This window comes from Notoacmeibacter ruber, assembly GCF_003668555.1.
Lineage (GTDB): Bacteria > Pseudomonadota > Alphaproteobacteria > Rhizobiales > Rhizobiaceae > Notoacmeibacter > Notoacmeibacter ruber.
The window spans coordinates 356,664-381,864 of record NZ_RCWN01000001.1 but is presented as its reverse complement, the minus strand read 5'-3'; the positions used below and the strand labels follow the sequence as shown (position 1 = coordinate 381,864).

The following is a 25,201-nucleotide window of genomic DNA, read 5'->3' as shown; positions in this document are numbered from 1 at the left end:
TGCCGAAACACGGGGGGCCGTGCAAGGCGGCGGCGACGGCAAGGTTGGGAGGCCTTGCTGCAATCCGGAAGGATCGGGAGGAGACGAGCGCCAGTGACAGGCTATGTCATTGAGACCCGCAATCTCACTAAATCATTCACCGGCTTCACGGCCGTCGACGATGTTTCCTTGCAGGTGAAACAGGGAACGATCCATGCGCTCATCGGACCTAACGGTGCCGGCAAGAGCACCATGTTCAACCTGATCACCAAGTTTCTGCAGCCGACGAGCGGCAACATCCTGCTGGATGGTGAAGACATCACCCGAAAGAAACCATCGCAAATCGCGCGTATGGGTGCGGTTCGCAGCTTTCAGATATCGTCGGTCTTTCCGCACCTGACCCTCCTGGAGAATATCCGGGTCGCGCTGCAGCGGAAGATGCATAATTCCTACCACTTCTGGAAATCGGAAACGGGATTGAACGTGCTGAACGACGAGGCCCGGTCCATTCTGGCCAATGTCGGCCTGGAGGATGCCGAGAATAATCTGGCCGCCGAACTGCCTTATGGCCGCAAGCGCCTGCTGGAACTGGCGACCACGCTCGCGCTGCAGCCGAAAGTCCTGCTGCTCGACGAGCCGATGGCCGGCATGGGCACAGGCGACGTCAATCGCGTGGCCGACATCATCCGCCGCGTCGCCGAAGGGCGCACGGTGTTGATGGTGGAGCACAATCTCAATGTCGTCGCCGATCTTTCCGACACGATCACGGTGCTTCAGCGCGGCGCCGTACTGGCCGAAGGTCCCTATGAACAGGTCAGCCGCAACAAGGACGTGATCTCGGCCTATATGGGAGCGGCCCATCATGATGACTGAGCCGTTGCTGACCGTCGACGGTCTGGGCGCCTGGTACGGCGAGAGCCACATCCTGCACGGCATGGACTTTACCGTCGGCAAGGGCGAGATCGTCACCCTTCTCGGCCGCAATGGCGCCGGCAAAACGACCACCATGCGCTCGATTATGGGGCTGGTGAAGAAGCGGAACGGTTCGGTCCGCTTCGGCTCCATTGAAACGATCGGCCTGTCGGCCAACCAGATCGCGCGGGCGGGAATCGCCTTCTGCCCCGAAGAGCGGGGGATCTTCTCGTCGCTTACCGTGAAAGAGAATCTCCTGCTGCCGCCCATCGTCGCCGAAGGCGGGATGAGCGTTGAACGGGTCTACGAACTCTTCCCCATTCTTCAGACACGTGGAGCGAGCCAGGGGACCAAGCTCTCGGGCGGCGAGCAGCAGATGCTCGCCATTGCGCGTATTCTGAGAACCGGAGCGCGCCTTCTTCTTCTCGACGAACCGACGGAGGGCCTTGCCCCTGTAATCGTCGAGCAGATCGGCCAGATCATCGCAAAGCTGAGGGAGGAAGGCTTCACGATTTTGCTGGTCGAACAAAACTTCCGTTTCGCCGAGGCGGTCGGCGACCGCCACTATGTGGTCGAACATGGTCGTGTCATCGACAGTTTCGAACGCGACGAGGTGGAAGCCAACAGGGAAACGATAACCGGCTATCTCGGCATATGAACCGGGAGCCGACACTTGGGAGGAAAGATATGAAACTGATGAAAACCATGCTTCTGGCCGGAGCCGCGACCGCGCTTGTGACGCCGGCCCTCGCCCAGGATGGCGGCATTAGCGACGACACGATCAAGATCGGCATGAACCTCGACATGTCCGGCCCATACTCGGCCATCGATGGAGAAGGATCCGTGGTTGCCGCGCAGATGGCAATCGACGAGATGGGCGGTGAGATCGACGGCAAAAAGATCGAATTGCTGACCGCCGACCACCAGAACAAGGCCGATATCGGCTCCAATATCGCGCGTCAGTGGGCCGATCAGGACAAGGTCGACCTGGTTGTTGGGGGCGCCAATTCGGGCGTCGGAATCGCCCTGCAGGAAGTCACCAGCGAAAAGGGCATTGCCTATATCAACAATGGCGGCGCCAGCGCGGCACTGACCAACGAGAACTGCGCGCCTGAGACCGGCATTCACTGGACCTACGACACCGACGCGCTGGCCAACGGCACCGCTGTCGCCATGGTCAAGGAAGGCAATGACAGCTGGTACTTCATCACTGCCGACTATGCTTTCGGCCACAAGCTGGAAGAGAATGCGATGGACGCGGTGAAGGCCAATGGCGGCACCGTTATCGGCAATGTCCGCGCGCCGTTCCCGACGCAGGACTTCTCGTCCTTCCTTTTGCAGGCGCAAGGTTCGGGCGCCAAGGTCATCGGTCTTGCCAATGCCGGTACCGACACGCAGAACTCGGTCAAGCAGGCGCAGGAATTCGGCATTGTTCAGGGCGGTCAGGCGCTCGCTTCACTGCTTCTTTTCATTACCGATGTCGACGCGCTCGGCCTCGATGCCGCCCAAGGCCTGACGCTGACCACGGGCTTTTACTGGGATCAGGACGAGAAGGCGCGCGAATGGAGCGCCAAGTTCGAGGAGAAGCATGGCGGCAAGCCGTCGATGGTCCATGCCGGCATGTATTCTTCGGTCCTCAACTATCTGAAGGCCGTCAAGGAGACCGGCACCGACGACGCCAAGACGGTCGTCGCCAAGCTGAAGGAAATGCCGATCGAGGACGCCTTCGCCCGCAATGGCAGGGTCCGCGAAGACGGGCTGATGGTCCACGACATGTTCCTGGCGCAGGTCAAGAAGCCTGAGGAAAGCGAGGGCAAGTGGGACTATTACAACATCGTCAGCACGATCCCCGGCGATGACGCCTTTCGCTCGCTGGAAGACGGCACCTGCGAAGCGATCAAGAACAACTGATCGAACAGTCTGGCTGGGGCGACGATATGATTGCCCCAGCCGCCCCCTGTCTTCTTCATGCATGAGGGTTGAGAATGGCGCTGCTGGACATTCCGCTTCCGGTCTTTATGGGCCAGCTTTTGATTGGCCTCATCAATGGTGCGTTCTACGCCGTCCTCAGCCTCGGCCTTGCCCTGATCTTCGGCCTTCTCAACATCGTCAATTTCGCCCATGGCGCGCTCTACATGGTCGGCGCGTTCGTGGCCTTTCTTCTCCTCGACATTATGGGGATCGGCTACTGGCCCTCCCTCCTCCTCGCGCCCGTCATTGTGGGCTTGTTCGGAATGGTGATTGAACGGCTGCTGCTTCGACCGCTCGCCGATCTCGACCATCTTTACGGCCTGTTGCTCACCTTCGGCCTGGCGCTCTTGCTGGAAGGCGCGTTCCGTCATTTCTATGGCGTCTCCGGCGAACGGTACGCCATTCCCGATTCCTTGCAGGGCGTTTTCAATCTCGGCTTCATGTTCCTGCCCGTCTATCGCGCCTGGGTCATCGTGGCGTCGCTTATCGTCTGCATCGCGACATGGCTTCTGATCGAAAAGACGAGGCTTGGCGCGACGATGCGCGCTGCGGTGGAGAATGCTGATCTCGTCCGCGCCTTCGGGGTGAATGTTCCCCTCCTCGTCACCGTAACCTACGGTTTCGGAGTGGCGTTGGCAGCATTTGCGGGCGTTCTGGCCGCACCGATCTACTCGGTGAACCCGCTCATGGGGTCCAACATCATCATTGTGGTGTTCGCCATTGTCGTGATCGGCGGCCTCGGCTCAATCAAGGGGGCGGTCATATCCGGCTTTCTTCTGGGTCTTTGCGAGGGGCTGACGCGCGTTTTCTGGCCGGAAGCGTCCAATATCGTGATTTTCGTGGTCATGGCGGTCGTCCTGGTCGTCCGGCCGGCGGGCCTCTTCGGAAAGGCGGCTTGAACATGAGCGGGAGCAATCTGCATTCGTCCGGCGAACTATCCCACCTCGCTGACGAGGAGAGCGAAAACAAAACGCCTCTTCTGGCCGACCTACGCCTCTGGGCCGTTATCGGTATTATCGCCCTTCTGGCCGCGCCGCACTTTTTCTATCCCGTCATGGTGGCAAAGGTGCTGTGCTTCGCGCTCTTTGCCGCTGCCTTCAATCTGCTGTTGGGCTTTGCGGGCCTTCTTTCCTTCGGCCACGCCGCCTTCTTCGGCTTTTCCGCCTATGTCACCGGCTATTGTCTGCAATCGCTCGGGCTTACCGCGGAGCTGGGTATCCTTGCGGGTACTGCAACGGGCGCGCTGCTCGGCCTTCTGATCGGGCTGATCGCCATCCGGCGGCAAGGCATCTATTTCGCGATGATTACCCTCGCACTGGCCCAGATGGTCTATTTCGTCTGTCTTCAAGCGCCTTTTACCGGCGGTGAGGACGGGTTGCAGGGCGTCCCGCGGCGGTCGTTGTTCGGCATCATCGACATGACGAGCAATATGAGCGTCTATTATCTGGTTCTGGCGATCTTCTGCTTCGGCATCTTCATCGTCTATCGGACCGTCCACTCGCCGTTCGGTCAGGTGCTCAAATCGATCCGTGAAAACGAGGATCGCGCCATTTCACTCGGTTACGACGCCGACCGCTACAAACTGATGGCCTTCGTCCTCTCCGCCGCATTGTCCGGGCTCGCCGGATCGACCAAGGTGATGGTGTTTCAGCTCGCGTCACTCACCGATGTTCAGTGGCAGATGAGCGGCGAGGTCGTATTGATGGCGGTTCTGGGGGGCATTGGCACGATGCTCGGCCCCATTCTCGGCGCCACGATTATCATCACATTGCAGAACGAACTGGCACAGATCGGATCGCTCACCACGATCGTTCAGGGCGCCGTCTTCGTGGCGTGCGTCCTGCTCTTCCGGCGCGGCATCGTCGGAGAATTGTCCCACCGCTGGAACCAGTGGCGTGGTCGATCCATCGAACCGGCGAGCGAAGCGCAGGAAAGCCGTTCGGAGGTCTGACGGCGCTTTATCTGCTCCAGAAGCGTCCCGCCTGCGAGACCGCATAGAGATCGGGCTCTGCCGCATAAGCGGCAAGCCCCGCAAGCGCCGGCGATTCATGGGCGACGATATGAATCGGGATAGTGGAGAGCCAGGCGGAGTGCGGCGCCTTGTCGTCAAACGCGTCGATAAAGGATTTGTCGCGCAGGAAGGGCAGAATGACCGGCGCAATGCCGCCGGTTATATAAGCGCCGCCGCGCGCACCGTAGACAAGCGCCAGATCGCCGGCGAGACGGCCAAGATACGTCACAAAATGGCGAATGGTTTCTTCTGCGATCGAATCTTCACCGGCCAGAGCAGCGCGGGTGATATCCTCGGACCGATCATGGCGTGGATCGGTTCGACGCCGGGCGGAAACCGCACGATAGAGATTGAGCAGGCCCCGCCCGCACAGGATGGCCTCACCCGATATGCGATGTCCGACCTGAGCGTGGAGATGAGGCCAAAGCGCCAGATCATCGGCGGTTCTAGGCCCCATATCCACGTGACCACCCTCGCCCGGCACCGGGACCCAGAGTCCCGGCAGTTCGATCAGTCCGCCAACCCCGAGGCCGGTGCCCGGCCCAAGGATGATGCGCGGCGAGTTGGAAACGGCCTGTCCCTCCCGGAGGACGATCCAGTCCTCTTCCGGCAACGCGGCCGCCGCGAGAGCCTGGCCCTCGAAATCGTTGACGGCCATGAATGCGGAGAGGTCGAGCGCCTTCATCACCGCCTGCGCGTCGATCACCCACGGACAATTGGTCAGCGGGATGCGGTCACCGAGAACAGGCCCGGCCAGCGCGAAAAGTGCCGAGGCCGGCGGAGGGCCAGACCATTCACCGAGAGCGGCAAGCAGCGCCGCCTCGACCGACGGATGGGCGGCCGTTCGTTGTGTCGGTAGGCGAACATGCTCCGAATCGGGCGACGGAACGATCGCGAACCGCGCATTGGTGCCGCCGATATCTCCGACGATGACGGGAAAGGGCAGTATGTGCGCTTCGGGCATGTCGGACACGACCCGTTTGCCACCGGCAGGCGGTCGTGCACGACGCATCTGGCTATCGGTCATGGATGCTTTTCCGCTGCAAGGCTGGCCGATTGGTCACCTGTTTTCTGTTTCTCATCAATGCGGATTGGGTACCAGTAGCGCGCGTGATCGGTCTGCCGGTCGATGCGGATGAAATTGCCGGCAAAAACGCGATAGGGCGCGCTCCAGTCGCCATCAGGCCACTTTACGCGAATCTCGGCCCGTTCCGCCGTGCCGGTTCCGACATGCACGAAGCCCAGATGACCCGACGCATGCCCACCACCGACGGAAATGCGACGCGTCACGGTCTCGTTGCCCAACCGGACAGAGATAACGGCCCCGATGGCATCGGGATTCGGTCCGTCCTGATGAAGCTCGACGGCAATCCAGCTTCCCATCGGAGACGGTGAACGTCCATCGTCGCGCATTGCGCCTCCATTACGGAACAGAGCCACCGGCGCCTGCCGATTAACGACCACAAGATCAAGCATGCCGTCCATGTTGAGATCCACCACCGCGCCTCCGCGCCCCCGTGTGGCGCGCGCAAGGCCAGCCGGCTCTCCCGCCTCGACAAAGCGGCCATCGAACGTTCCAAGCAGAAGATTATCCGGGTCGAAGCGCGCGAAATCCGGCATTTGCTGCACATTGCCCTTGGCGATGAAAAGATCGGTCCGGCCGTCATTGTTCATGTCGGCAAATTCCGCATGCCAGCCTGTCGAGGGCTTGATGTCATCGCCCGTATAGGGCCGATGAGCGGTCGTACCCTTCTCGACGGCTATGTCACGATAGACGGGCCGGTCCTCTTCGGCCTCTTCGTCCAGCGTCTGCAGTTTGGTATCGCCCATGGATGTGAGGGCGTATTCGGGTTTGCCGTCGGCATCAAGGTCCGTTTCCGCAATACCCATTCCCCATATCGTGACCGCCTGCCACCCATCGGTGGACCGGTAAGGTCGCGCAGGCCGACCGGGATCGACGCGCCAGAGCTCTTCCTGTCCGCCGCGATAATATTGCCGGTCATTGGTGATGCGGAGGGCAGGAACGCCCGAACCGTTCCAATCGGTGAACAGCATGGAAAGCGCGCAATAGCCGGGCGTCATGGTTTGCGGGTCCGAATAATCGGGCGTTCCGTCAGCCGCTTCACGCGGGCGGATCAGGACATTGTCATGGCAGGTACCGAAAGGGGAACCTGGCGCGCTGCGGTCCACATAATTGCCGAAAGCGAGGGTGGGAAAGCGGCCGTCCTGCTCGAAGGTCGCGGCAAAGGCGGTTGTCCATGCCCGCCCGCCATCAAAGGAGAAATTACGGTTGGTCTTTTCGAAATGGCAGGCGCCATCCCCTTTCAGGATCACGTTTTCACCGACCCGCAGGACGATGAGATCCTTGTTACCGTCACCATCGATGTCGAGCGGATAGAGCCCGGTGACCTTGTCACGAGCCTCCTTCGGAAGCGCTTCTTCCGCCTGTGCGAAGCGCAACTCTTCGCCCGGTCGCGAATGGTTGACATAAAGCGCGGCATCGTTGGTCCCGCCAGCGAAAGCAAGGTCGGGAAACCGGTCGCCATTACAATCGAAAGCGGCGACCCCGCCGCCGACGAAATATTCCCACGGGCCTTCATAAACGTGTTCGATACCCGCTTCCTTCGCCTGTTCCCGAAGGGCGGGCACATCCATCGGCAAGGCAGTCGGTGCGCCCTCCGCCGCGAAGCCGGGCGTTGCAGCCGATAAAGCAACAAGAAGAACGATGCGCCACTTCATCGGATCACCAAGGTCCTGAGAAATCCAACAATGTCCGATCGCTCCTTCTCGCCCAATTCGATGAAGGCATCGCGCGGCTTTCGCGCATCGCCACCATGGGCCTCTATCGCTTCCGTCAGCGTCGTCATGTCGCCGCGATGACCGTAGGGCGCCGTCGAGCCGACACCCCACAATTCGGTCGTCTGAAAAACATCGCGCTCCACGAAGCGCTGAGCCAGCAGCTCATTGCCGAACCCGTCGACCTGTTGATCCACGATCCGGTGGCGTTTCAAGTCGCCATAGAGAGGCACCATCACGCGCCCCTTTTCATCGCGTAAGAGATTTCGTGCTGCAGTGGAAAGGTCGTATCGGCGATCCACCCCCTCGCCGGGCCGCATAGTGCCGGCCGCGTCGACCGGGCCGGGGTCGATGAATGTCAGGTCTTCAAGCGGCAGAGCAGGCCTGTGACAGGAGGCGCAGCCAAGATCCGAAAACAGCCGTTCCCCGTTGGCGACCCGCGCCGCATCAGCCGCGTCCAGATCGTCGCGCCGGGCCGGCGCGGGAAGACCCGCCTGCCAGGCCACCAAAGCCGCGATTTCGGCCTCCCCGATTTCATTGCCCAAACCATCGCCATCGAAATCGGCCTCGCCTGTCCATCGCGAACCAAAGCGCTCGACCGCCTGCATACCATGGTGGTGGTTGGCGGCATTCACGCTGAACTGGCGAAGCGACGTCATGACGCCCTTATGGCCAAAGGGACGGATGACCAGGTCGGTATCGACACCATCCAGCCCGGAGAGATCGATCATTCCATCCGGTGCGGCCATGATCGTGCCGAAGTCGACACCTTTCGTCGAAAGCGGCTTCGTGACGGATTCACCGCTTCGGCGCGCTTCGATCAGCGCCTCCTCACGAATGGCCTGAAGGTCAGCGGTCATTTCACGAGCGAGTAGTTCGACCAGCCCCGCGCCGAAAAGGTGATTCGTATTGCGCTCATTGGAGAATTGCGGATCCGTCGTGTCGAAATCCGCCTGGTTGAAACCCTCGGATACGAAGACATTGACCGAAAAGTCTCCAGCGCCGCCGGGATTCGGGTCACGGTGGCAGGAGGCGCAACTGTTGGAATCCATGCCGGCCAAACGCTGGAATTGCGACGGGACGGAGCGCTTGCGTTTGGTCGGGATGATAGCTTGGGTCGCCATCGGCCGGCCCGCGCCGTCCGCACTTGTAAAGCGCGCCGTGAAAAGGGTCTCTCCCGCCTGGCGAAAGGTTTCAAGCTGCGTGCCGGAAAGCGCCCCGGAAAAGCTGCCATCGACCAGCGGATCCTGTCGTGCCCTCTCGTCGAACAGGTCCTCCGCCTGCGAAATGGGTGCGAAACCCAGCAGGGCGGTGCAGAAAAGAGATAGAATAATCGGCTTCATGCCGCTTTGCCTCCTCCGGGCTCCCTCACGAGATGCAGATTGTTCGCGAGCATTTCGTCGAGTGCGGTCAGTCCGCTGAGCGCTGCGCCGGCCAGGGTCAGTGGCACGGGGTCGGGAGAAAAGGAGATCGGCAGGCTTTCGGCAATGGCCTGACCGGCGCGTGTTGCCGCCAATGTCCGGCGAAGCGGTGTCGTCATCCGTTCGAATAGCTCATCGTGCTGACCGACCAGGACAATCGGGAATGGATCGACCAGCGTGAACAGCGACGCAAGACCAAGGCCGAGCGCTTCTCCCGCCTCATCGATCGCCGCGCGAGCATGGATATCACCTGCATCCGCCTTGCTGACCAGAGTAGAGAGGTCGGAAACCGCCCCGATATCGACGGGTGAATCGCTTCCGTGAAGGCCGGCGGCCCGGCGCGCCATGGCGTAGCCTCCCGCGTAGGCCTCTACGCATCCCCGATGACCGCACCGACACAGGGCTCCGCCCGGGTGAACAGGGATATGGCCGAATTCCGTGCCCGACGACTTCAAACCGTTGACCAGTTGGCCGCGCAGGTGAAGCCCCATTCCAACACCGCTGGCCACCAATATGGCGGCGAAGTCCTTCAACCCTTTCCGAAAAGGCTGCTTGCGCAGCGCTTCGGCCATCAGGTCGCAGTCATTGTAAAGGCGTGCCGGAACATCGAAGCGCTCCTCCAACGCATCGGCCAATGGCGCCTCGTGAAAGGTCAAAGCTGGCGACCATAGAAGGGTGCGTCCTTCCAGATCGACGATCCCCTGCATACCGAGTGTAATGCGGCGAAGTGGCGGCGCATCAACGGGGCCTTCTGCCATCGCTCGACGGATCAGCGCTTCTAGGGCGCTGTAAAGGCCGTCCTTGTCGAGAGACCGCGTATCGAGATCGCTTCGCAGATGAGCAACTTGCTCGCCAGCATAATCGACGAGGCTGACAATGGCCTGGTTATAGCGAAACGCGACGCAGGCCAGAATGCCGACATCCGCCGCCGGCTTGAGCGTCACACGAGGGCGGCCGCGCGACGTGGCGCCGGTCGTGCTCTCGCCAATGCCGATAAGGCCCTCCTCGATCAACTCGGCGGTGATCGTCGAAACGGTCGCGGCGGAGAGGCCCGTCTCATGGCTCAAGGCATGACGGCTCGTGCCGCCGCATGCACGCAAAGTGGCCAGCAGACGTATCCGGTTCATACGGCGCATATCGTCCGGGCGCGTCGCCATCGTACGCCGGGCCATCGGGACCTCCCGCTTCGCTACTGCAACAAAGTCGTTGCACTGCAACAACTTAACTCACTCCCATTTCCTTCTTGACACAAGACGAACGATACGTCACGTTTTTTTTCGAGACTTGAAATAAAGGCTCATCGGAAGCCGGCTCGGCCGGTGAATGTGACCTGCGCTTCGGCGCATTGGGAGGAACAGATGAAAAAATTGACAACGGCGCTGGTGGCTGGCGCTGCGTTTGGCATGGCCTTTGCTGCCCCTGCTTTGGCCGAAGGCAACAAGATCGGCGTTTCATGGTCGAACTTCCAGGAGGAGCGCTGGAAAATCGATGAATCGGCAATGAAGGAAGCCATCCAGGCAGCGGGCGACAGCTATGTGTCGGCAGATGCGCAGGCCTCTGCTTCCAAGCAGATCACCGACGTTGAAGCGCTTCTGGCGCAGGGCGTCGATGCGCTGATCATTCTGGCAATGGACAAGGATGCGATCGGCCCTGCTATTGACCAGGCCTCCAACGAAGGCGTTCCGGTGATCGGTTATGACCGCCTCATCGAAGATGAGCGAGCCTTCTATCTGACCTTCGACAATAAGGGCGTTGGCCGCATCATCGCGGAAGAGGTAACCAAAGCTCAGCCCGAGGGTAACTTCGCGATCATCAAGGGCGACAAGGGCGACCCGAACGCTGCCTTCCTTCTCGAAGGCATGATGGAAGTGATCGGCGACGATGTCGATGGCGGCAAGATCAACGTGGCCTGCGAAAGCTTCACCGATAGCTGGAAGCCAGACAATGCCCAGAAGAACATGGAGCAGTGCCTGACCTCGCAGAACAACGAGATCGACGCTGTTCTCGCTGAAAATGACGGCATGGCCGGCGGCGTGATCGCAGCTCTTTCTGCGCAGGGCATGGACGGCTCGACGCCTGTCGGTGGACAGGATGGCGACCTTGCGGCCCTCAATCGCGTCGCACGCGGCACGCAGACCGTTTCAGTCTGGAAGAACAGCCGTGACCTTGGCAAGCGCGCTGCGGAAATCGCTTCCGAACTGGCCTCCGGCACGGAAATGGCCGACGTCGAGGGCGCTGAGAAGTGGAGCGGCGGCGAAAAGGGCGTTGAGATGAACGCCATCTTCCTGGAGCCGACGCCGATCACCAAGGAGACGCTCGGCAAGGCGATCGATGCCGGCCACATCTCCAAGGAACAGGCCTGTGAAGGCGCTCAGGACGACGTCCCGGCCTGCCAGGGCTAAGTGTTGAGCTGCCCTGACGGGCTTTTCCAAAAGTGAGCACGCCGCCGTCGGTTTGGACGGCGGCGGCTCATAGCACGGCGGAGCGACGTTTCCTCGCCTAGAGCCGTTTCCTGATTTGCGCTGCGGCACCACCAGCCGTCAGCCGAAAGGCGCCTTCCATGACCGACAGCACCTATGAAGAAGGCCGGCCAAGCGATAACGCAGCGCCCGGCCCCAAAGAGACCGCCATAACAGAAGAGAAGACATCCGGAGGCGCGCAGCCCTCATCCGGTCCCATCGCACGGGACAAATCGGGGCCGATCAGCAGCTTCCTGCGATCCACGGAGATCGACCAGCGCCTTCTCGGCATGGTCGGCGCCCTGCTTCTCATCTGGCTCGGCTTCCATTTCTACGGCGAGTTCGCCAATGGTTTCGGCGCGTTTCTGACGTCACGCAATTTGTGGAACCTCACCGTTCAGACCGCCTCGATCGGCGTGATGGCCACGGGCATGGTTCTAGTCATCGTCACCCGTCATATCGACCTTTCCGTCGGCTCCATGCTCGGCCTCTGCGCGATGGTGATGGGCCTGGCGCAAGCGCGGTGGCTGCCGGAAATCTTCGGTCTCGGCTGGGGCGGCACCTGGGTTCTTGCTATCGTTGCCGGCATTCTGGCCGGTGCGCTTGTCGGCGCATTTCACGGCTTCCTGATCGCTTATGGGCAGATCCCGAGCTTTATCGTGACACTGGGCGGCCTGCTCGTCTGGCGCGGCGTGGCCTATCTCATGGCGCGCGGCGAGACCATCAGCCCGCTTGATCCGACCTTCAATCTGCTCGGCGGTGGTCCCTATGGCTCGATCGGCGCGTTCTGGAGCTGGGTCATCGGCATCATCGCGTGCATCGGCATCATCTGGGCCGTCTATCATGGGCGGCACCAGCGCCAGCGCTTCAAGTTCCCGACACGACCGGTCTGGGCCGAATTCTTCGTCGCCGCGGTCGGCTGCCTGCTCGTCGTCGGCTTCGTCCTGATCGTCAACGCTTATGGATGGCCGCGCGGCATCGTTCGCCAATATGCAGCAGAACAGGGCATCGAAGTGCCGGATGGCGGGATATTCATCAGCCATGGGTTTGCGATACCGGTTCTCATTTTGATCGCGGTCGGCATTTTCATGACGTTCCTGACGACACGGACGCGCTTCGGCCGATACGTCTTCGCCATCGGCGGCAACCCGGAGGCCGCGGAGCTGGCCGGCATCAATGTCCGCCTGATGACGGTGAAGATCTTCGCGCTGATGGGTGTCCTCGCCGCGATTGGCGGTCTCATCTCTTCCGCCCGCCTCAACTCGGCCACCAACTCGCTCGGCACGCTGGATGAACTCTACGTCATCGCGTCGGCCGTGATCGGCGGCACCTCGCTCGCCGGCGGCATCGGCACGATCTACGGCGCGATCATCGGCGCCCTTCTGATGCAGAGCCTGCAAACCGGCATGGTGCTTATCGGTTTCGATAGCGCCGTCCAGCAGGTCGTCGTCGGCAGCGTGCTCGTTCTCGCCGTCTTCATCGACACGATCTATCGCCGCCGGGCCAAATAAGGAACTTCGCCATGACCGCGACAGAGACCAAGACCGCCCTGCCGGAGCACGTGCCCGCAGAGCCGCTGACCGCACGGCGGGGTGAGCCGGGTGCCACCCCACTGATCGAGATGAAGGACATCTCGATCGCCTTTGGCGGCATCAAGGCCGTCGATCATGCTTCGATCGACCTCTACCCAGGCGAGGTGGTCGCCCTTCTTGGCCATAACGGCGCGGGCAAATCCACGCTCATCAAGATCCTGTCAGGCGCCTATACGCGTGACAGCGGCGAGATCTTCGTGCGTGGCGATACCGCCACCATCGAAAATCCACGCGATGCCAAGAAATACGGGATCGAGACGATCTATCAGACACTGGCGCTGGCCGATAATGTGGACGCGGCCGCCAACCTGTTTCTCGGGCGCGAAATTCTGACGCGTTGGGGCACGCTGGACGATGCGGCCATGGAGGCCGAAGCCCGCAAGGTGATGGGCCGGCTCAACCCGAACTTCCAGCGTTTCAAGGATCCCGTCAAAAGCCTTTCCGGCGGTCAGCGGCAGTCCGTCGCCATCGCCCGCGCGATCCTCTTCAACGCCCGCATCCTGATCATGGACGAACCGACCGCTGCACTCGGACCGCAGGAGACGGCTCAGGTCGGCGAACTAATCAAACAACTCAAGGCGGATGGCATCGGTATCTTCCTGATCAGCCACGACATTCATGACGTGTTTGACCTCGCCGATCGGGTGATCGTGATGAAAAACGGTCAGATTGTCGGTTCGGCACCTACCGAAGACGTCACCGATGACGAGGTGCTGGGCATGATCATTCTCGGCAAGTGTCCTCCCGGCGCGACGCCGGGGCCAGGCGCCGTTCGAGACGAAACGACAAACTGAGGATATTTCATGAGCACCGGCTTTTTCGGCGACATTTCCAAAATCCCTTTCGACCCGGAGGCCGGTCCGGAAACCTTGGCATTTCGCCATTACAATCCGGATGAAATCGTCATGGGCAAGCGGATGGAAGATCATCTGCGCTTTGCCGTGTGCTGGTGGCACAGCTTTGTGTGGCCGGGCGGCGATCCCTTTGGCGGACAGACCTTCGACCGACCCTGGTTCGCCGATCGATGCTCAGATCCCATGGAAGCCGCCAAGCTGAAGGCGGACGTCGCGTTCGAGATGTTCACTGCGCTGGGCGCACCGTTCTATACCTTCCATGACGCCGACATCCGGCCGGAAGGCGAGAGCTTTGCCGAGAATACGAAGAACCTCCAGACCATCGTCGATTTTCTCCAGGCTAAGCAGGACAAAACCGGGCTGAAACTCCTTTGGGGAACCGCCAACCTGTTTTCCCACCGCCGGTATATGTCCGGTGCTGCGACAAACCCCGACCCCGATGTCTTCGCCTTCGCCGCTGCCACGGTCAAAACCTGCATGGATGCGACGCACAAGCTGGGGGGCGCGAACTATGTGCTCTGGGGCGGCCGTGAAGGCTATGAGACGCTTCTCAACACCGATCTCAAGCGTGAGGACCAGCAGCTCGGACGCTTCCTCAACATGGTCGTCGAATACAAGCACAAGATCGGCTTTCCGGGCGCGATCCTGATCGAGCCAAAGCCGCAGGAGCCGACCAAGCATCAATATGACCACGATGTCGCGACCGTGTATGGCTTTCTCAAGCGCCACGGTTTGGAAAACGAGGTCAAGGTCAATATCGAGCAGGGCCATGCCATTCTCGCAGGCCACAGTTTCGAACACGAGATCGCGACAGCAGCCGCGCTGGGGATTTTCGGTTCCGTCGACATGAACCGCAACGATTACCAGTCCGGTTGGGATACGGACCAGTTCCCCAATGACGTTCCGGAAGTGACGCGGGCCTATTACGAAATTCTCAAGGCCGGCGGCTTTGAATCCGGCGGCACGAATTTCGATGCGAAGCTGCGCCGACAGTCTCTGGACCCGCACGACCTCCTCTTCTCCCATGTTGGCGGAATGGATATCTGCGCCCGCGGCCTGAAAGCTGCCGCGACCATGCTCGAGGAAGGTCTTCTGACAGAGTTCGTGTCGAGGCGCTATTCGGGCTGGGAGCATGACGAGCCCAAAGCCATGCTTTCGGGCGAACGGACGCTTGAAGACATAGCTGCGCGGGTCGATGCGGAGGATATCAATCCCGAGCCGAGAAGCGGCCGGCAGGAGTGGGCCGAAAACATCGTCAATCGCTACGTCTAAAGCCCGCGGCACCACCTCTCACGTCAAATCACAGACCGGGGTGGGCCCTCCGCCATCTTCGCACTATTTGCGAAGGCGCAAGGATGTCTTGCAAAGGCGGAGGAGGAGCTGATGGAGTCGGAGTGGGTTGCTGAGGTCACGACATTCTGGTTCGACGAGCTCGGGCCGGAGGACTGGTTTTCCGTAAAGCCGTCCGTGGACGAGGCGATCAGGAAACGCTTTCTGCCCCTTCATGAGAGCCTGGCGCAGGCGGTGCCGCCGGTCTCGCGCGCGGTGCCCGATGCAGCGCTTGCCGCCATCATCGTTCTGGACCAGTTCCCGCGAAACATGTTTCGCGGGACTGCCCGTGCTTTTGCGACGGATCCGCTGGCGCTGGATCTCTCCCGCCATGCCGTGGCGCAAGGGTTCGACCGAGGATTAAACGAGCACGGCAAGCAGTTTCTCTATATGCCGATGATGCACTCGGAAACGCTTGCCGTTCAGGATATTTCCGTCGAATATTTCACGGCGCTCGGCCTGGAGGAGGCGAAGCGTTTTGCAGAGGAGCATCGCGACATCATCAAGCGGTTCGGCCGCTTTCCCCATCGCAATGACGTTCTCGGGCGACAGAGTACGGACGAGGAGAAGACTTATCTTGCCGATGCCGAAAGCTATGGACAAACGTCGACGCCCGCTCCTGACGGAACGGACATACGCGAGGATGGGGAAACGTAATAGAGGTCGCTTCGATTGACGTTTACGTTAGATGCTAGAGAATAAAGAAAAGGCGTTATCGATATAACGGTACGATTGGAGGAACCGATGACAGAGAAACCCTGGCTTGCGCACTATCCGAAATCGGTCCCAGCGGAGATCGCTCCGCCTTCCTCGACGTCTCTAGGCGATCTGCTCTTCGAATCCTGTGAGAAATGGGGCGATCGTCCCGCCTTTACCTGCCTTGGTACGACCATCTCGTTTGCGGAGATTGCACGCCAGTCCAAGGCCCTCGCCGCCTATCTGCAGTCGATCGGCCTGGAGAAAGGCGCCCGTGTCGCCGTCATGATGCCGAACGTCCTGCAATATCCAATCGCGGTCACGGCGATCTTGCAGGCCGGTTACGTGGTGGTGGGGGTCAACCCGCTCTATACGCCCCGCGAGCTCGAGCACCAGTTGAATGATAGCGGCGCCGAGGCAATCATCATTCTGGAGAACTTCGCCTCGTCCCTGGAAAAGATACGCGAGCGAACCGCCCTCAAGACGGTCATTCTCGCCACCATGGGCGACCTGCTCGGCCTCAAGGGGTATGTGGTCAATTTCGCTGTGCGACGCGTCAAGAAGATGGTCCCCGACTATACGCTCGAAGGGCACGTCCGATTCAATGACGCCGTGAAGAGTGGTAGCGACAAGACCTTCACCCCGCCTGACATCGGCCTGGAGGATATCGCCTTCCTTCAATACACCGGCGGCACGACCGGGGTCTCGAAAGGAGCCACCCTTCTCCATCGCAATATTCTGGCGAATATGGAGCAGAACCGGCTTTGGGTCGGCGCGGCTTTCCCAGGGGGGCGCAAGCCGGGCACGCTGATGGTCTGTCCTCTGCCGCTCTATCATATCTACGCGCTTACGGTGAACATGCTGAACGGCATTGAGGAAGGGCAGCATAACCTTCTCATTCCAAATCCGCGGGACATCCCGGCTTTTGCCAAGGCTCTGAAAGGCCAGCCTTTCGAAGTCATTGTCGGGCTCAACACACTCTTCGTCGCCCTCATGAACAATGAAGGTTTCAAGAAGCTCGATTTCTCCCATTTGAAACTGACGCTTGGCGGCGGCATGGCCGTTCAGAAGCCGGTGGCGGAACGCTGGGAGAAGCTGACGGGGGTGACCATCCACGAAGGCTACGGCCTTTCCGAAACATCGCCCGTTGCCACATCCAACCCTCTGGATTCGGAGAGCTTCTCCGGCACGATCGGCATTCCCCTGCCGTCGACGGATGTGAAACTCCTGGATGATGATGGTCACGAAGTCCGTCAGGGAGAGGTCGGCGAAATCGCGATTTCAGGGCCGCAGGTGATGGCCGGCTATTGGAACCGCCCCGACGACACCGCCAATGTCATGACGGAAGACGGCTATTTCCGGACCGGCGACATGGCTTTCATGGATGAGCGCGGGTACTTCAAGATCGTCGACCGCAAGAAGGACATGATCCTCGTCTCCGGCTTCAACGTCTATCCAAACGAAATCGAAGAGGTCGCAGCCGGCCATCCGGATGTGCTGGAGGCCGCCGCCATCGGAGTGCCAGACGAACGAAGCGGCGAAGTGCCTAAGCTCTTCATCGTTGCCAAAGAGGGATCATCCCTCGATGAGCACGAAATCCTGCAATATTGCCGCGAGAACCTGACCGGATACAAGCGTCCGAGAAAGGTCGAATTCTGCAAGGAGTTGCCGAAATCGCCCGTCGGCAAGATCCTTCGCAAGGATCTGCGTCCCGATTGATCGCGAACGCCATCGACCAGGGAGCCGATGCGAATGCGGCTTCCCTGATCTTTTTCGGTCGAATGTCTGGTTCAGTCCGCGTTGGCTGCCGACCGCACTCTTTTGAGCAGAGCAGCGGTCGAACCGTCCCTTTCCTCGATGCCCTCGCCCGTCCGCAGAACAGAGAGAAGCGCAGTCGCCAGCTCCTTGCCGAGTTCGACGCCCCATTGGTCGAAGGAGTTGATCCCGAACAGGGCTCCCTCGACGAAGACGCGGTGCTCGTAAAGAGCGATCAGACGACCGAGAGCGAACGGGGTCAGTTGATCGTGAAGCAAGGTGATCGACGGCCGGTCGCCCGGGAAGACCCGATGCGGGGCAAGATGCGACGCCTGCTCTTCCGTCAGCCCCGCCTCATAGGCCTGCTCCAGCGCTTCATCGAATGTTCGACCCCGCATCAGCGCTTCGGCCTGTGCAAGACCGTTCGCCAGAAGCAGTTCGTGGTGCCGTCTCAGCTCCGGCTCGTGGCCGCGGGCGGAAAGAACGAACTCGACCGGAATGATATCGGTGCCCTGATGCAACAGCTGGAAAAAGGCGTGCTGACCATTGGTGCCCGGCTCGCCCCAGACCACCGGTCCGGTTTCGGTGAGGGCGGGACGTCCGTTGCGCTGGACCCCCTTGCCGTTGCTCTCCATGTCGAGCTGCTGGAGATAGGCCGGCAGTCTGGCGAGCCTTTGCTCGTAGGGGATCACGGCGCGTGAGGTGTAGCCGCAGATTACCCGGTGCCACCAGCCGATCAGGCCGAAGATCATCGGCATATTCCGGCGCGGGTCGGCCTGACGAAAATGTTCGTCCATGGCGTGGGCGCCATCGAGAAATGCCCGGAAATTCTGTGGTCCGACAGCGAGCATGACCGGCAGGCCGATCGCCGACCAGACCGAGTAACGCCCACCAACCCAGTCCCAGAAGCCGAAGATGTTCTCTTCCGCGATACCGAAATCGGCGACCTTCTCCAGCGCAGTCGAAACGGCCGCAAAGTGGCTCGACGTGGCCTCTTCGCCAAGCGCTCCGGTGAGCCAATCCCGGGCGGTTCGGGCATTGGTCATCGTCTCGATGGTTGTGAAGGTTTTCGACGCGACGATGAAGAGCGTCGATTTCGGATCGAGCCGCGCCAATGTATCGGCGATATCGGCGCCATCGACATTCGACACGAAATGCGTGCGCGGTCCGTCATGATACGGAGCGAGAGCCGCCGTCACCATCGCGGGGCCAAGATCGGAGCCACCGATTCCAATGTTGACGATATCCGTAATCGCCTCGCCGGTCGCGCCCTTGTGCTCGCCCGAGCGCACCTTCTGCGAGAAGCGGCTCATCCGATCGAGGACGTCGTGCACCTCCCCCATCACATTCGTGCCGCCGACCGTGAATTCAGCATTCTTCGGTGCACGCAAAGCCGTGTGTAGAACCGCCCGCTTTTCCGTCAGGTTGATTGGGTCCCCGGCGAACATGGAATCGCGAAGCTCGCCTACGCCCATCGCATCCGCCAGGCGGACCAACTGCTCCATCGTCGCTTCATCAACGGCGCACTTGCTATAGTCGAACAGAAGGTCGTCCAGATCGATCGAAAAGGTCTCGAAGCGATCATCGTCGATGGCGAAGGCCTGACGCATGTCCATTTCGGGACGCGCCTGATGATAATCTTCCAGCGCGGCCATGACGGCGCGCCAGGCGTCCAGGTCTTTCATAAACGACTCCATATTGCCGGCGTGGTCGGGCGATTACTTTCGCGTTTCATAGCCTGCCGTGGCAGCGGCGCGCTCTTTTGTGCTGGGACAATCGGCATCCCGGTCTTCATCATGTGGCCCATGATTGACATACTCGTCGGGCGCCTCGTCCAGTTCCGCAACCACCTGTCCGAAAGCCAGAAAGGCGAACAGTACCGTTCCCCCTATCACATTGCCGATAAGGGCCGGAACGATGAAGCCGAAAATAACTTCCGGAAAGCTGCTGAATCCACCGAAGGCGAGATACCATGCCTCGGCCGAGCCGGCGATCACGTGGGCGAATTTGCCGAGCGCAATGATGTAGGTGATGAGAAAGATCACATGCAGTTCGAAGCCGCGAGAACTGGGCATCAGCCAAGCGACGCCCGCGATAAGGAAACCCGCGCATACCCCGCGCAAGGCGGTTTCGATGAAACCGTACTGCATCGCCCGTTCCGAGATCTCGCGGATGGCGTCGAGCGTTTCGGCAGTGGCCGGCGGAAAAGTGGTAAACCAGATCGCGAAAATCGCCGTGCCGATCAGATTGCCCATGAAAACGATCGACCAGAGCCGCGCGACCGCAAATAGGTTGTTCCACGAGGGCTTGGCCATAACAGGCAGAACGGCGCTGATCGTGCTCTCCGTAAAGAGCTGCTGACGCGCCAAAATGACGAAGATGAACCCGGTCGTGTATCCCATGGCGGCGATCAGATGCGCCCATTTCGTGTCGGGCAGGGCCTGCATCAGATAGGCTTCGGTGAGCACCGAGAGCGTAATGACGATACCGGCAGCGATGGAAGAGAAGATCAGGCTCTTCGTCGGCCGCTCCAATTCGTGATCGCCGGCACGCCGGACGATCTCGTAAATGACGGCCGCCCGCAACGGCCCGCGCCACTCCGCCTTCTCCATCTCGTACTCGGTCAGGGCGGCCGCTGTCTCGTTCTCGGTACCTTCATCGAGCTGTGTCGTCGTATTCGCGGCGGGATCGTGCCTCATGCGGCCTTATGCTCCAAAATTGTGTGAGGGTGCAGATACCGCCCTTTGGTCGTCCTGCAAGACGTCACAGCTGAAGGTTGAGTAGACGAGAAGCCGCGGACTGCTCTATGAGAGAAGCTTCTTGTCGACCTTGGAGAGGAGAAACGTCGATGGCAGTGGAAATGGAGGGGGAGGAGAAGATCGATGCACCGGTACGAACCGTCTGGGCTGCATTGAACGATCCCGAGGTCCTGCGCGAATGCATTCCGGGCTGCGAAGAGCTTGAAAAGAAGAGCGCGACCGAGATGGAGGCGAAGGTCACGCTCAAGATCGGACCAGTCAAATCAACGTTTGGCGGTCAGGTCGAGCTGAAGAACATCAACGCCCCTCACTCCTATACGATCGAGGGCAAGGGCGACGGCGGCATTGCCGGCTTCGCCAAGGGCGGCGCGGATGTGGAGCTGAAGGAAGACGGCGACGGAACTCTTCTGATCTACAAGGCCAAGGCCGATGTCGGCGGCAAAATGGCCATGATGGGCAGCCGCCTCATCAAATCCACCAGCAAGAAACTCGCCGGCGAATTCTTTTCCTGCATGAGTGCAAAAATTTCAGACGGTTACGAACCGCCGGAACCGGACCTTAGCTGAGATCAGCGATCGAACATCGAGGGCCGGTGGCAATACCGGCCCTTCTTTCCGCAACCGCTACTCGAAAACTATTGATGGTCCTTCGCCGGCGGTCTCGTCCTGACGCTGCACCTCTTCTGAAAGCCGCGTGGCGATCTGGCGGTAAAAACTGGACTCCTTGCCATCAGGATCGCTGACGAGAACGGGTGTTCCGGCATCCGAGGTCTCCCGGATTGCCATTTGAAGCGGAACCTCACCCAGGAAGGGGACGCCCAGTTTTTCGGCTTCGTCGCGAGCCCCGCCATGACCGAAGATCGAATGCGCCGATCCACAATCGGGACAGACGAAAACGCTCATATTCTCGACGATGCCGAGGACAGGCACCTCGACTTTCCGAAACATGTTGAGGCCCTTGCGGGCATCGAGCAGCGCAAGGTCCTGCGGCGTTGAAACGATAACCGCCCCTGCCATCGGGACCTGTTGCGCGAGCGAAAGCTGCACGTCGCCCGTGCCGGGCGGCATGTCGACGATCAGCATGTCGAGTTCGCCCCACGCGACGCCCCGGAGCATCTGCGTCAGCGCCTGTGTGACCATCGGCCCGCGCCAGACCATGGGTGTGTCTTCCTCGACCATGAACCCCATGCTCATGGCTTTCAGGCCATAATTCTCCATGGGGCGGATCAGCTTGTCATCCGCCATTTCCGGCTTGCCCGACAGACCGAGAAGGCGAGGAATGGAGGGGCCATAGACATCCGCATCGAGAATTCCGACGGCCAAGCCGTTCTGCTGCAGAGCGAGCGCCAGATTGACGGCTGTCGTGCTCTTGCCAACCCCGCCCTTACCGGACGCAATCGCGACAATGGCTTTGATCCCGGGAACCGCAATCGTCTGGCGGCCGGCGGGGGCGGGCTTGCTTGCGGGTGCGGCGCCTGCCGCAGTCCTTTGCGGTGCGGCCGCCTGGCCGCCTTTCCGTTCCGCCGTCAGCGCCACCGTCGCCTTTTCGACACCCGGTATCGTCCGCACTGAATCTTCCGCGGCCTTGCGGAGCGGTTCGAGCCGATCCGCAACTTCCGCAGGCACCGTCAAGGAGAAGAAGACCTTGCCCTTGGCAATGAAAATGTCCGAGACCATGCCGGCCGAAACGATGTCCGTCTCGCCGCCCGGCGCTGCAATGCTCCTCAACCGCTCGCGGACGGTCTCGGCGGTCGGTTCGCTGATAGCCATGTCATTCCTCATGATTGTTTTTTGCGAAGCATCCTGCTCGCGGCGTTCACGCGGCCAGATGAAGCGGCTGCTGCCGCGCGATCATCTCTGTCAGTCGCACGATCTGGCATCCTTCGCCGGCTTCGATAATGGCGTTGCCGTCCATATCCAACCGGGTCACCGGCCGTTCGCCGGTTCTCGCATATTTTGCCCAGGCGTCACGGATCGCGGCAAAGCCACCATCCAACCACTCGCTGCCCAACCGATCGAGTTCCTTGGCCAACCTCTCCAGTAGAACCGTGCGGTCGGTCTCCATTCCCTCCGTCTGCAGCGCGGTCAACTCCATGCGCTGCTCGGCAGAAAGACGCTCAATGAACTTTCCCGAAATTCGAATATGTACCCCGAGAACCAGCCAGTCGGCCGTCTCGTCAGGCTCTTCCTGCCCGGTGATGCCGCCAAGCGCCGTACGCGCGACTTCGCGCCCGTTCAGGCAAGTGCCGAATGGCCAGATGAGGGAGAGGTTCGACGGCGCATGAAGCGCGCGCAGCGTCTCGGCCGCAGCAAGCTGGCCGTAAAGGACGCTCTGCGCAGCTTCCGCGACGGTGCAATCCGCCTCCAGAACAAGAGCACAGGAAGCCATGCCGTGACGGCGGCTGTAGAACAGATCGCCGGGCTCGGTCTTCTGACATCGGGACAGCCGGCAGGCTTCCAGAAAGGGCGTCGTTTCGCGGGGGACCGCCCGGCCCTTGAAGCAGTCCGGAAGACGAGGATCAGGAAGGCTCATATCGGCTTTTCCGGGCTTGAGGCGGTCAGTTGCGGATTTAGAATTTCGGCCTCGCCGACGCAAGCGTCAAGCATGACAGAGCCTGTCTCTACACCATTCTGAAGCCGGCCTCTTCGATCTCCAGAAACGTCGCGGCGAGATCGGCCGCTGCGGGGTAAAAAACGGCATCGTCTTCGACCCTGACATCACGCAGGAAGAACGGCATCCAGATCTCAATGTGATCCTCGAACACCCGCCGCTGCTCGTCAATGGAGAGGCGGTCACAGCCGAAGCGTCCGTCGATCAGACCGGCCATCATCTCGAACAATGTTCCAGCATGATCCGCAGGGCGGCCCGTCTCCGCACGGCGTTCGATGCCGAGGCGTTCCATCAGGCCCGAAAGGCAGTTGGCTCCGGACGGTCCTGTCCTGCCGCGAAGATAGGCAGAGGCGCGCGGCTCCAGCGTTCCGCCTTCGCCGAAAAGACGCTGATATTCATTATGGACCTGCCGGGGCGTCACATCTTTCGCGCGAGCTGCAAGCAGCCCCGTCGCCCGTCCCATTGCGCTGTCGTCATGCGACAGGCGCTGAAGCCGTTCAAGCATCTGCCGGTCCGGCGGCTGCAGGAACAGGTCGGACAGGAGGGTGTAGATCAGGCAGCGGAGTTTTTCCTCAACCGCCAGTTCTGGTTCGTTTTGCTTTGGCAAAGCCATACAGGGCTTGATCTCCGTTTCAACTCTGTAGGGTAGGCGCTTGCAAGGAGGCGACAAGGCGCGTCCCACGACCCGTGGGAAAGCCTGCGCAGGCCTCAGCGTATAAACGGGACGACGAAAGAACTTCCCTGCCAAGGCGAGGCGACTAGGTAGCGAGACAGTTGACAAGAGAGGCGCTCATGCTGCTGACCATCCTGACGATCGTCGTTGTTTCCGTCGCGCTCATCGCAGGGGCGGTATGGGGCGTTTACGGGCGGATCGGCCGGGGTGTGGAGGGCTTCATTCTCGCCGCAGCCGGCGGTGCCCTCATGGTTTCAGCCCTTTTGGAACTGGTCGACCCCGCCACAAAGCAAGCCGGTGTCTGGCCTGCCCTCGGCATGATGATGACCGGAGCAGCGGTTTTTACGGTCCTCGATTACCTTGTGGACCACGTCTGGAAGAGTGGCGCAGGGGCTGGCCTTCTCGTCGCCATCACACTCGACGGCATTCCGGAGAATCTGGCGCTTGGCGTTTCGCTGATCGGCGCAGGGCCTCTGGAAGTCGCGGCCCTCGCCGGCTCGATCTTTCTTTCAAACCTGCCGGAAGCCGCAGGCGGGGCCAAGCGCATGGCCGACAGTATGGGAAAGACCGGTACGATACTGCTTTGGGCCGCTACGGCGGCCATCCTCTCCGGTGCCGCGATCGCCGGCAATTTCCTTCTAAGCGATGTCGGCGAAGGTCCCCTCGCCCTCATTCGCAGCTTTGCGGGCGGCGCGGTGATCGCGTCGCTTGCGACGGAGATCTTTCCGAAGGCCTTTCGCGAGGATCATCTTCTGGCAGGAATCGCCACCGCACTCGGGCTGGCCGCAGCCGTCTGGCTAAGGTCCCTCAGCGGGGGCTGAAATGAGCCAAAGCAACCGGGCACCGCCGCGAGCGTTACCTCCCTGAGGAATTTCGATAACAACAAAGAGGTTTTCCCGTGAAAAGGCTTCTCCTGCCAGCCACACTTTCCCTTGCCGGCGCGGTGACGCTCGCCATGCCTCTTCATGCGGCACCGCCCTCCGATGCCATGCCGATCAGCGACATTGCCGCGGCGCTGGAGAAAGTTCCCGGTTACCTCTATCTGCGCGATTTAAGCTGGGACGAGGAAAGTGGCGGATGGAACGCCGTCTACCATGTCACGAACGGGATGGATAAACGCGTGCGGATCGATGCACGGACCGGGGCGATCAGTGAGGATGGCGATGCGTTCCCGCCCGATGAGGACGATGACGGCAGTTCCGACGCGCCGAGTGCTCCCACGGTCGACCAGGACGAGATGCCCGTTCCGGAAGGACGCGATGGAGAAGCGCCGGCGACGACCCCGGAAGCAGCGACGGGCGACGATACCGTGATTCCAACGCCCAACGGCATGGACGAATAATAAAAGGCCGCCCGGAGGCGGCCTTCTGTCATGATGTGAGAG

Annotated in this window: 23 protein-coding genes; 14 read left to right on the top strand and 9 right to left on the bottom strand. The window is 60.8% G+C overall.

Going from position 1 to position 25,201, the window contains the following annotated elements; translation table 11 throughout:
• Positions 1–93: 93 nt before the first annotated feature.
• The 5 genes from D8780_RS01850 to D8780_RS01830 all read left to right on the top strand — a co-directional run bounded on the left by D8780_RS01850 (position 94) and on the right by D8780_RS01830 (position 4,813).
• Positions 94–852, top strand: a complete 759-nt coding sequence (locus D8780_RS01850; protein WP_121644111.1) for an ABC transporter ATP-binding protein — start codon at positions 94–96, stop codon at positions 850–852.
• Complete coding sequence (locus D8780_RS01845; RefSeq protein WP_121646292.1) at positions 845–1,549, top strand: ABC transporter ATP-binding protein; 705 nt, start codon at positions 845–847, stop codon at positions 1,547–1,549. Before D8780_RS01850 ends, D8780_RS01845 begins: the two co-directional genes overlap by 8 nt.
• Positions 1,550–1,587: 38 nt before the next feature.
• The gene (locus D8780_RS01840) at positions 1,588–2,802 is read left to right on the top strand and encodes an ABC transporter substrate-binding protein (RefSeq protein ID WP_425373639.1); all 1,215 of its coding nucleotides are present in this window, start codon (positions 1,588–1,590) and stop codon (positions 2,800–2,802) included.
• Between the two features lie 74 nt (positions 2,803–2,876).
• A complete protein-coding gene (locus D8780_RS01835) occupies positions 2,877–3,761 on the top strand; it encodes a branched-chain amino acid ABC transporter permease (RefSeq protein ID WP_121644109.1) in 885 nt (294 codons plus the stop codon).
• Positions 3,762–3,763: 2 nt separating this feature from the next.
• Positions 3,764–4,813 carry a branched-chain amino acid ABC transporter permease gene (locus D8780_RS01830; protein WP_121644108.1) on the top strand — a complete coding sequence of 350 codons (1,050 nt, stop codon included), beginning with the start codon at positions 3,764–3,766 and terminating at the stop codon, positions 4,811–4,813.
• 7 nt (positions 4,814–4,820) lie between these two features.
• On the opposite strand, the gene glk is transcribed toward D8780_RS01830, so the two are convergent.
• The 4 genes from glk to D8780_RS01810 are packed head-to-tail and all read right to left on the bottom strand — an operon-like array spanning position 4,821 to position 10,262.
• Positions 4,821–5,900, bottom strand: coding sequence for a glucokinase (gene glk / locus D8780_RS01825; protein ID WP_245412219.1), 1,080 nt, complete (start codon positions 5,898–5,900; stop codon positions 4,821–4,823).
• Entirely contained in the window at positions 5,897–7,612 is a 1,716-nt protein-coding gene (locus tag D8780_RS01820; RefSeq protein ID WP_121644107.1) for a CRTAC1 family protein, read from the bottom strand. Before D8780_RS01820 ends, glk begins: the two co-directional genes overlap by 4 nt.
• Positions 7,609–9,012, bottom strand: a complete 1,404-nt coding sequence (locus D8780_RS01815) for a di-heme oxidoredictase family protein (protein ID WP_121644106.1) — start codon at positions 9,010–9,012, stop codon at positions 7,609–7,611. The genes D8780_RS01820 and D8780_RS01815 overlap by 4 nt, the downstream gene beginning before the upstream one ends.
• Positions 9,009–10,262, bottom strand: coding sequence for an ROK family transcriptional regulator (locus D8780_RS01810; RefSeq protein WP_121644105.1), 1,254 nt, complete (start codon positions 10,260–10,262; stop codon positions 9,009–9,011). Before D8780_RS01810 ends, D8780_RS01815 begins: the two co-directional genes overlap by 4 nt.
• Before the next feature lie 186 nt (positions 10,263–10,448).
• Here D8780_RS01810 and D8780_RS01805 point away from each other — a divergent pair, with 186 nt between their 5' ends.
• From D8780_RS01805 to D8780_RS01780, 6 genes are all read left to right on the top strand, one after another.
• The gene (locus tag D8780_RS01805; protein WP_121644104.1) at positions 10,449–11,492 is read left to right on the top strand and encodes a substrate-binding domain-containing protein; all 1,044 of its coding nucleotides are present in this window, start codon (positions 10,449–10,451) and stop codon (positions 11,490–11,492) included.
• Between the two features lie 158 nt (positions 11,493–11,650).
• Positions 11,651–13,060: a sugar ABC transporter permease gene (locus D8780_RS01800; protein WP_121644103.1), complete on the top strand. Its 1,410-nt coding sequence runs from the start codon at positions 11,651–11,653 to the stop codon at positions 13,058–13,060.
• Between the two features lie 110 nt (positions 13,061–13,170).
• The gene (locus tag D8780_RS01795) at positions 13,171–13,935 is read left to right on the top strand and encodes an ATP-binding cassette domain-containing protein (protein WP_245412367.1); all 765 of its coding nucleotides are present in this window, start codon (positions 13,171–13,173) and stop codon (positions 13,933–13,935) included.
• Positions 13,936–13,944: 9 nt separating this feature from the next.
• Positions 13,945–15,267 carry a xylose isomerase gene (gene xylA / locus D8780_RS01790; protein WP_121644101.1) on the top strand — a complete coding sequence of 441 codons (1,323 nt, stop codon included), beginning with the start codon at positions 13,945–13,947 and terminating at the stop codon, positions 15,265–15,267.
• A gap of 111 nt (positions 15,268–15,378) precedes the next feature.
• On the top strand, positions 15,379–15,981 hold the full coding sequence (locus D8780_RS01785) for a DUF924 family protein (protein WP_121644100.1): 603 nt from the start codon (positions 15,379–15,381) through the stop codon (positions 15,979–15,981).
• 87 nt (positions 15,982–16,068) lie between these two features.
• The gene (locus D8780_RS01780; protein WP_121644099.1) at positions 16,069–17,739 is read left to right on the top strand and encodes a long-chain-fatty-acid--CoA ligase; all 1,671 of its coding nucleotides are present in this window, start codon (positions 16,069–16,071) and stop codon (positions 17,737–17,739) included.
• 71 nt (positions 17,740–17,810) lie between these two features.
• Here the strand turns inward: D8780_RS01780 and pgi are convergent, their stop codons facing one another.
• Both pgi and D8780_RS01770 read right to left on the bottom strand, forming a co-directional pair.
• Positions 17,811–19,460, bottom strand: coding sequence for a glucose-6-phosphate isomerase (gene pgi / locus D8780_RS01775; protein ID WP_121646290.1), 1,650 nt, complete (start codon positions 19,458–19,460; stop codon positions 17,811–17,813).
• A 33-nt stretch (positions 19,461–19,493) separates the two neighbouring features.
• Positions 19,494–20,474 carry a formate/nitrite transporter family protein gene (locus tag D8780_RS01770; protein ID WP_199699542.1) on the bottom strand — a complete coding sequence of 327 codons (981 nt, stop codon included), beginning with the start codon at positions 20,472–20,474 and terminating at the stop codon, positions 19,494–19,496.
• Positions 20,475–20,623: 149 nt separating this feature from the next.
• On the opposite strand from D8780_RS01770, the gene D8780_RS01765 reads away from it, so the two are divergent.
• Entirely contained in the window at positions 20,624–21,100 is a 477-nt protein-coding gene (locus D8780_RS01765) for an SRPBCC family protein (protein WP_121644098.1), read from the top strand.
• Positions 21,101–21,157: 57 nt separating this feature from the next.
• On the opposite strand, the gene apbC is transcribed toward D8780_RS01765, so the two are convergent.
• From apbC to D8780_RS01750, 3 genes are all read right to left on the bottom strand, one after another.
• Positions 21,158–22,297: an iron-sulfur cluster carrier protein ApbC gene (gene apbC, locus D8780_RS01760; RefSeq protein ID WP_121646288.1), complete on the bottom strand. Its 1,140-nt coding sequence runs from the start codon at positions 22,295–22,297 to the stop codon at positions 21,158–21,160.
• Between the two features lie 52 nt (positions 22,298–22,349).
• A complete protein-coding gene (locus D8780_RS01755; RefSeq protein ID WP_121644097.1) occupies positions 22,350–23,066 on the bottom strand; it encodes a biotin/lipoate--protein ligase family protein in 717 nt (238 codons plus the stop codon).
• An 88-nt stretch (positions 23,067–23,154) separates the two neighbouring features.
• On the bottom strand, positions 23,155–23,757 hold the full coding sequence (locus D8780_RS01750) for a TorD/DmsD family molecular chaperone (protein ID WP_121644096.1): 603 nt from the start codon (positions 23,755–23,757) through the stop codon (positions 23,155–23,157).
• A 179-nt stretch (positions 23,758–23,936) separates the two neighbouring features.
• On the opposite strand from D8780_RS01750, the gene D8780_RS01745 reads away from it, so the two are divergent.
• Positions 23,937–24,638, top strand: a complete 702-nt coding sequence (locus D8780_RS01745; protein WP_121644095.1) for a ZIP family metal transporter — start codon at positions 23,937–23,939, stop codon at positions 24,636–24,638.
• A 77-nt stretch (positions 24,639–24,715) separates the two neighbouring features.
• Positions 24,716–25,159 carry a PepSY domain-containing protein gene (locus tag D8780_RS01740; RefSeq protein WP_121644094.1) on the top strand — a complete coding sequence of 148 codons (444 nt, stop codon included), beginning with the start codon at positions 24,716–24,718 and terminating at the stop codon, positions 25,157–25,159.
• Positions 25,160–25,201: the final 42 nt, after the last annotated feature.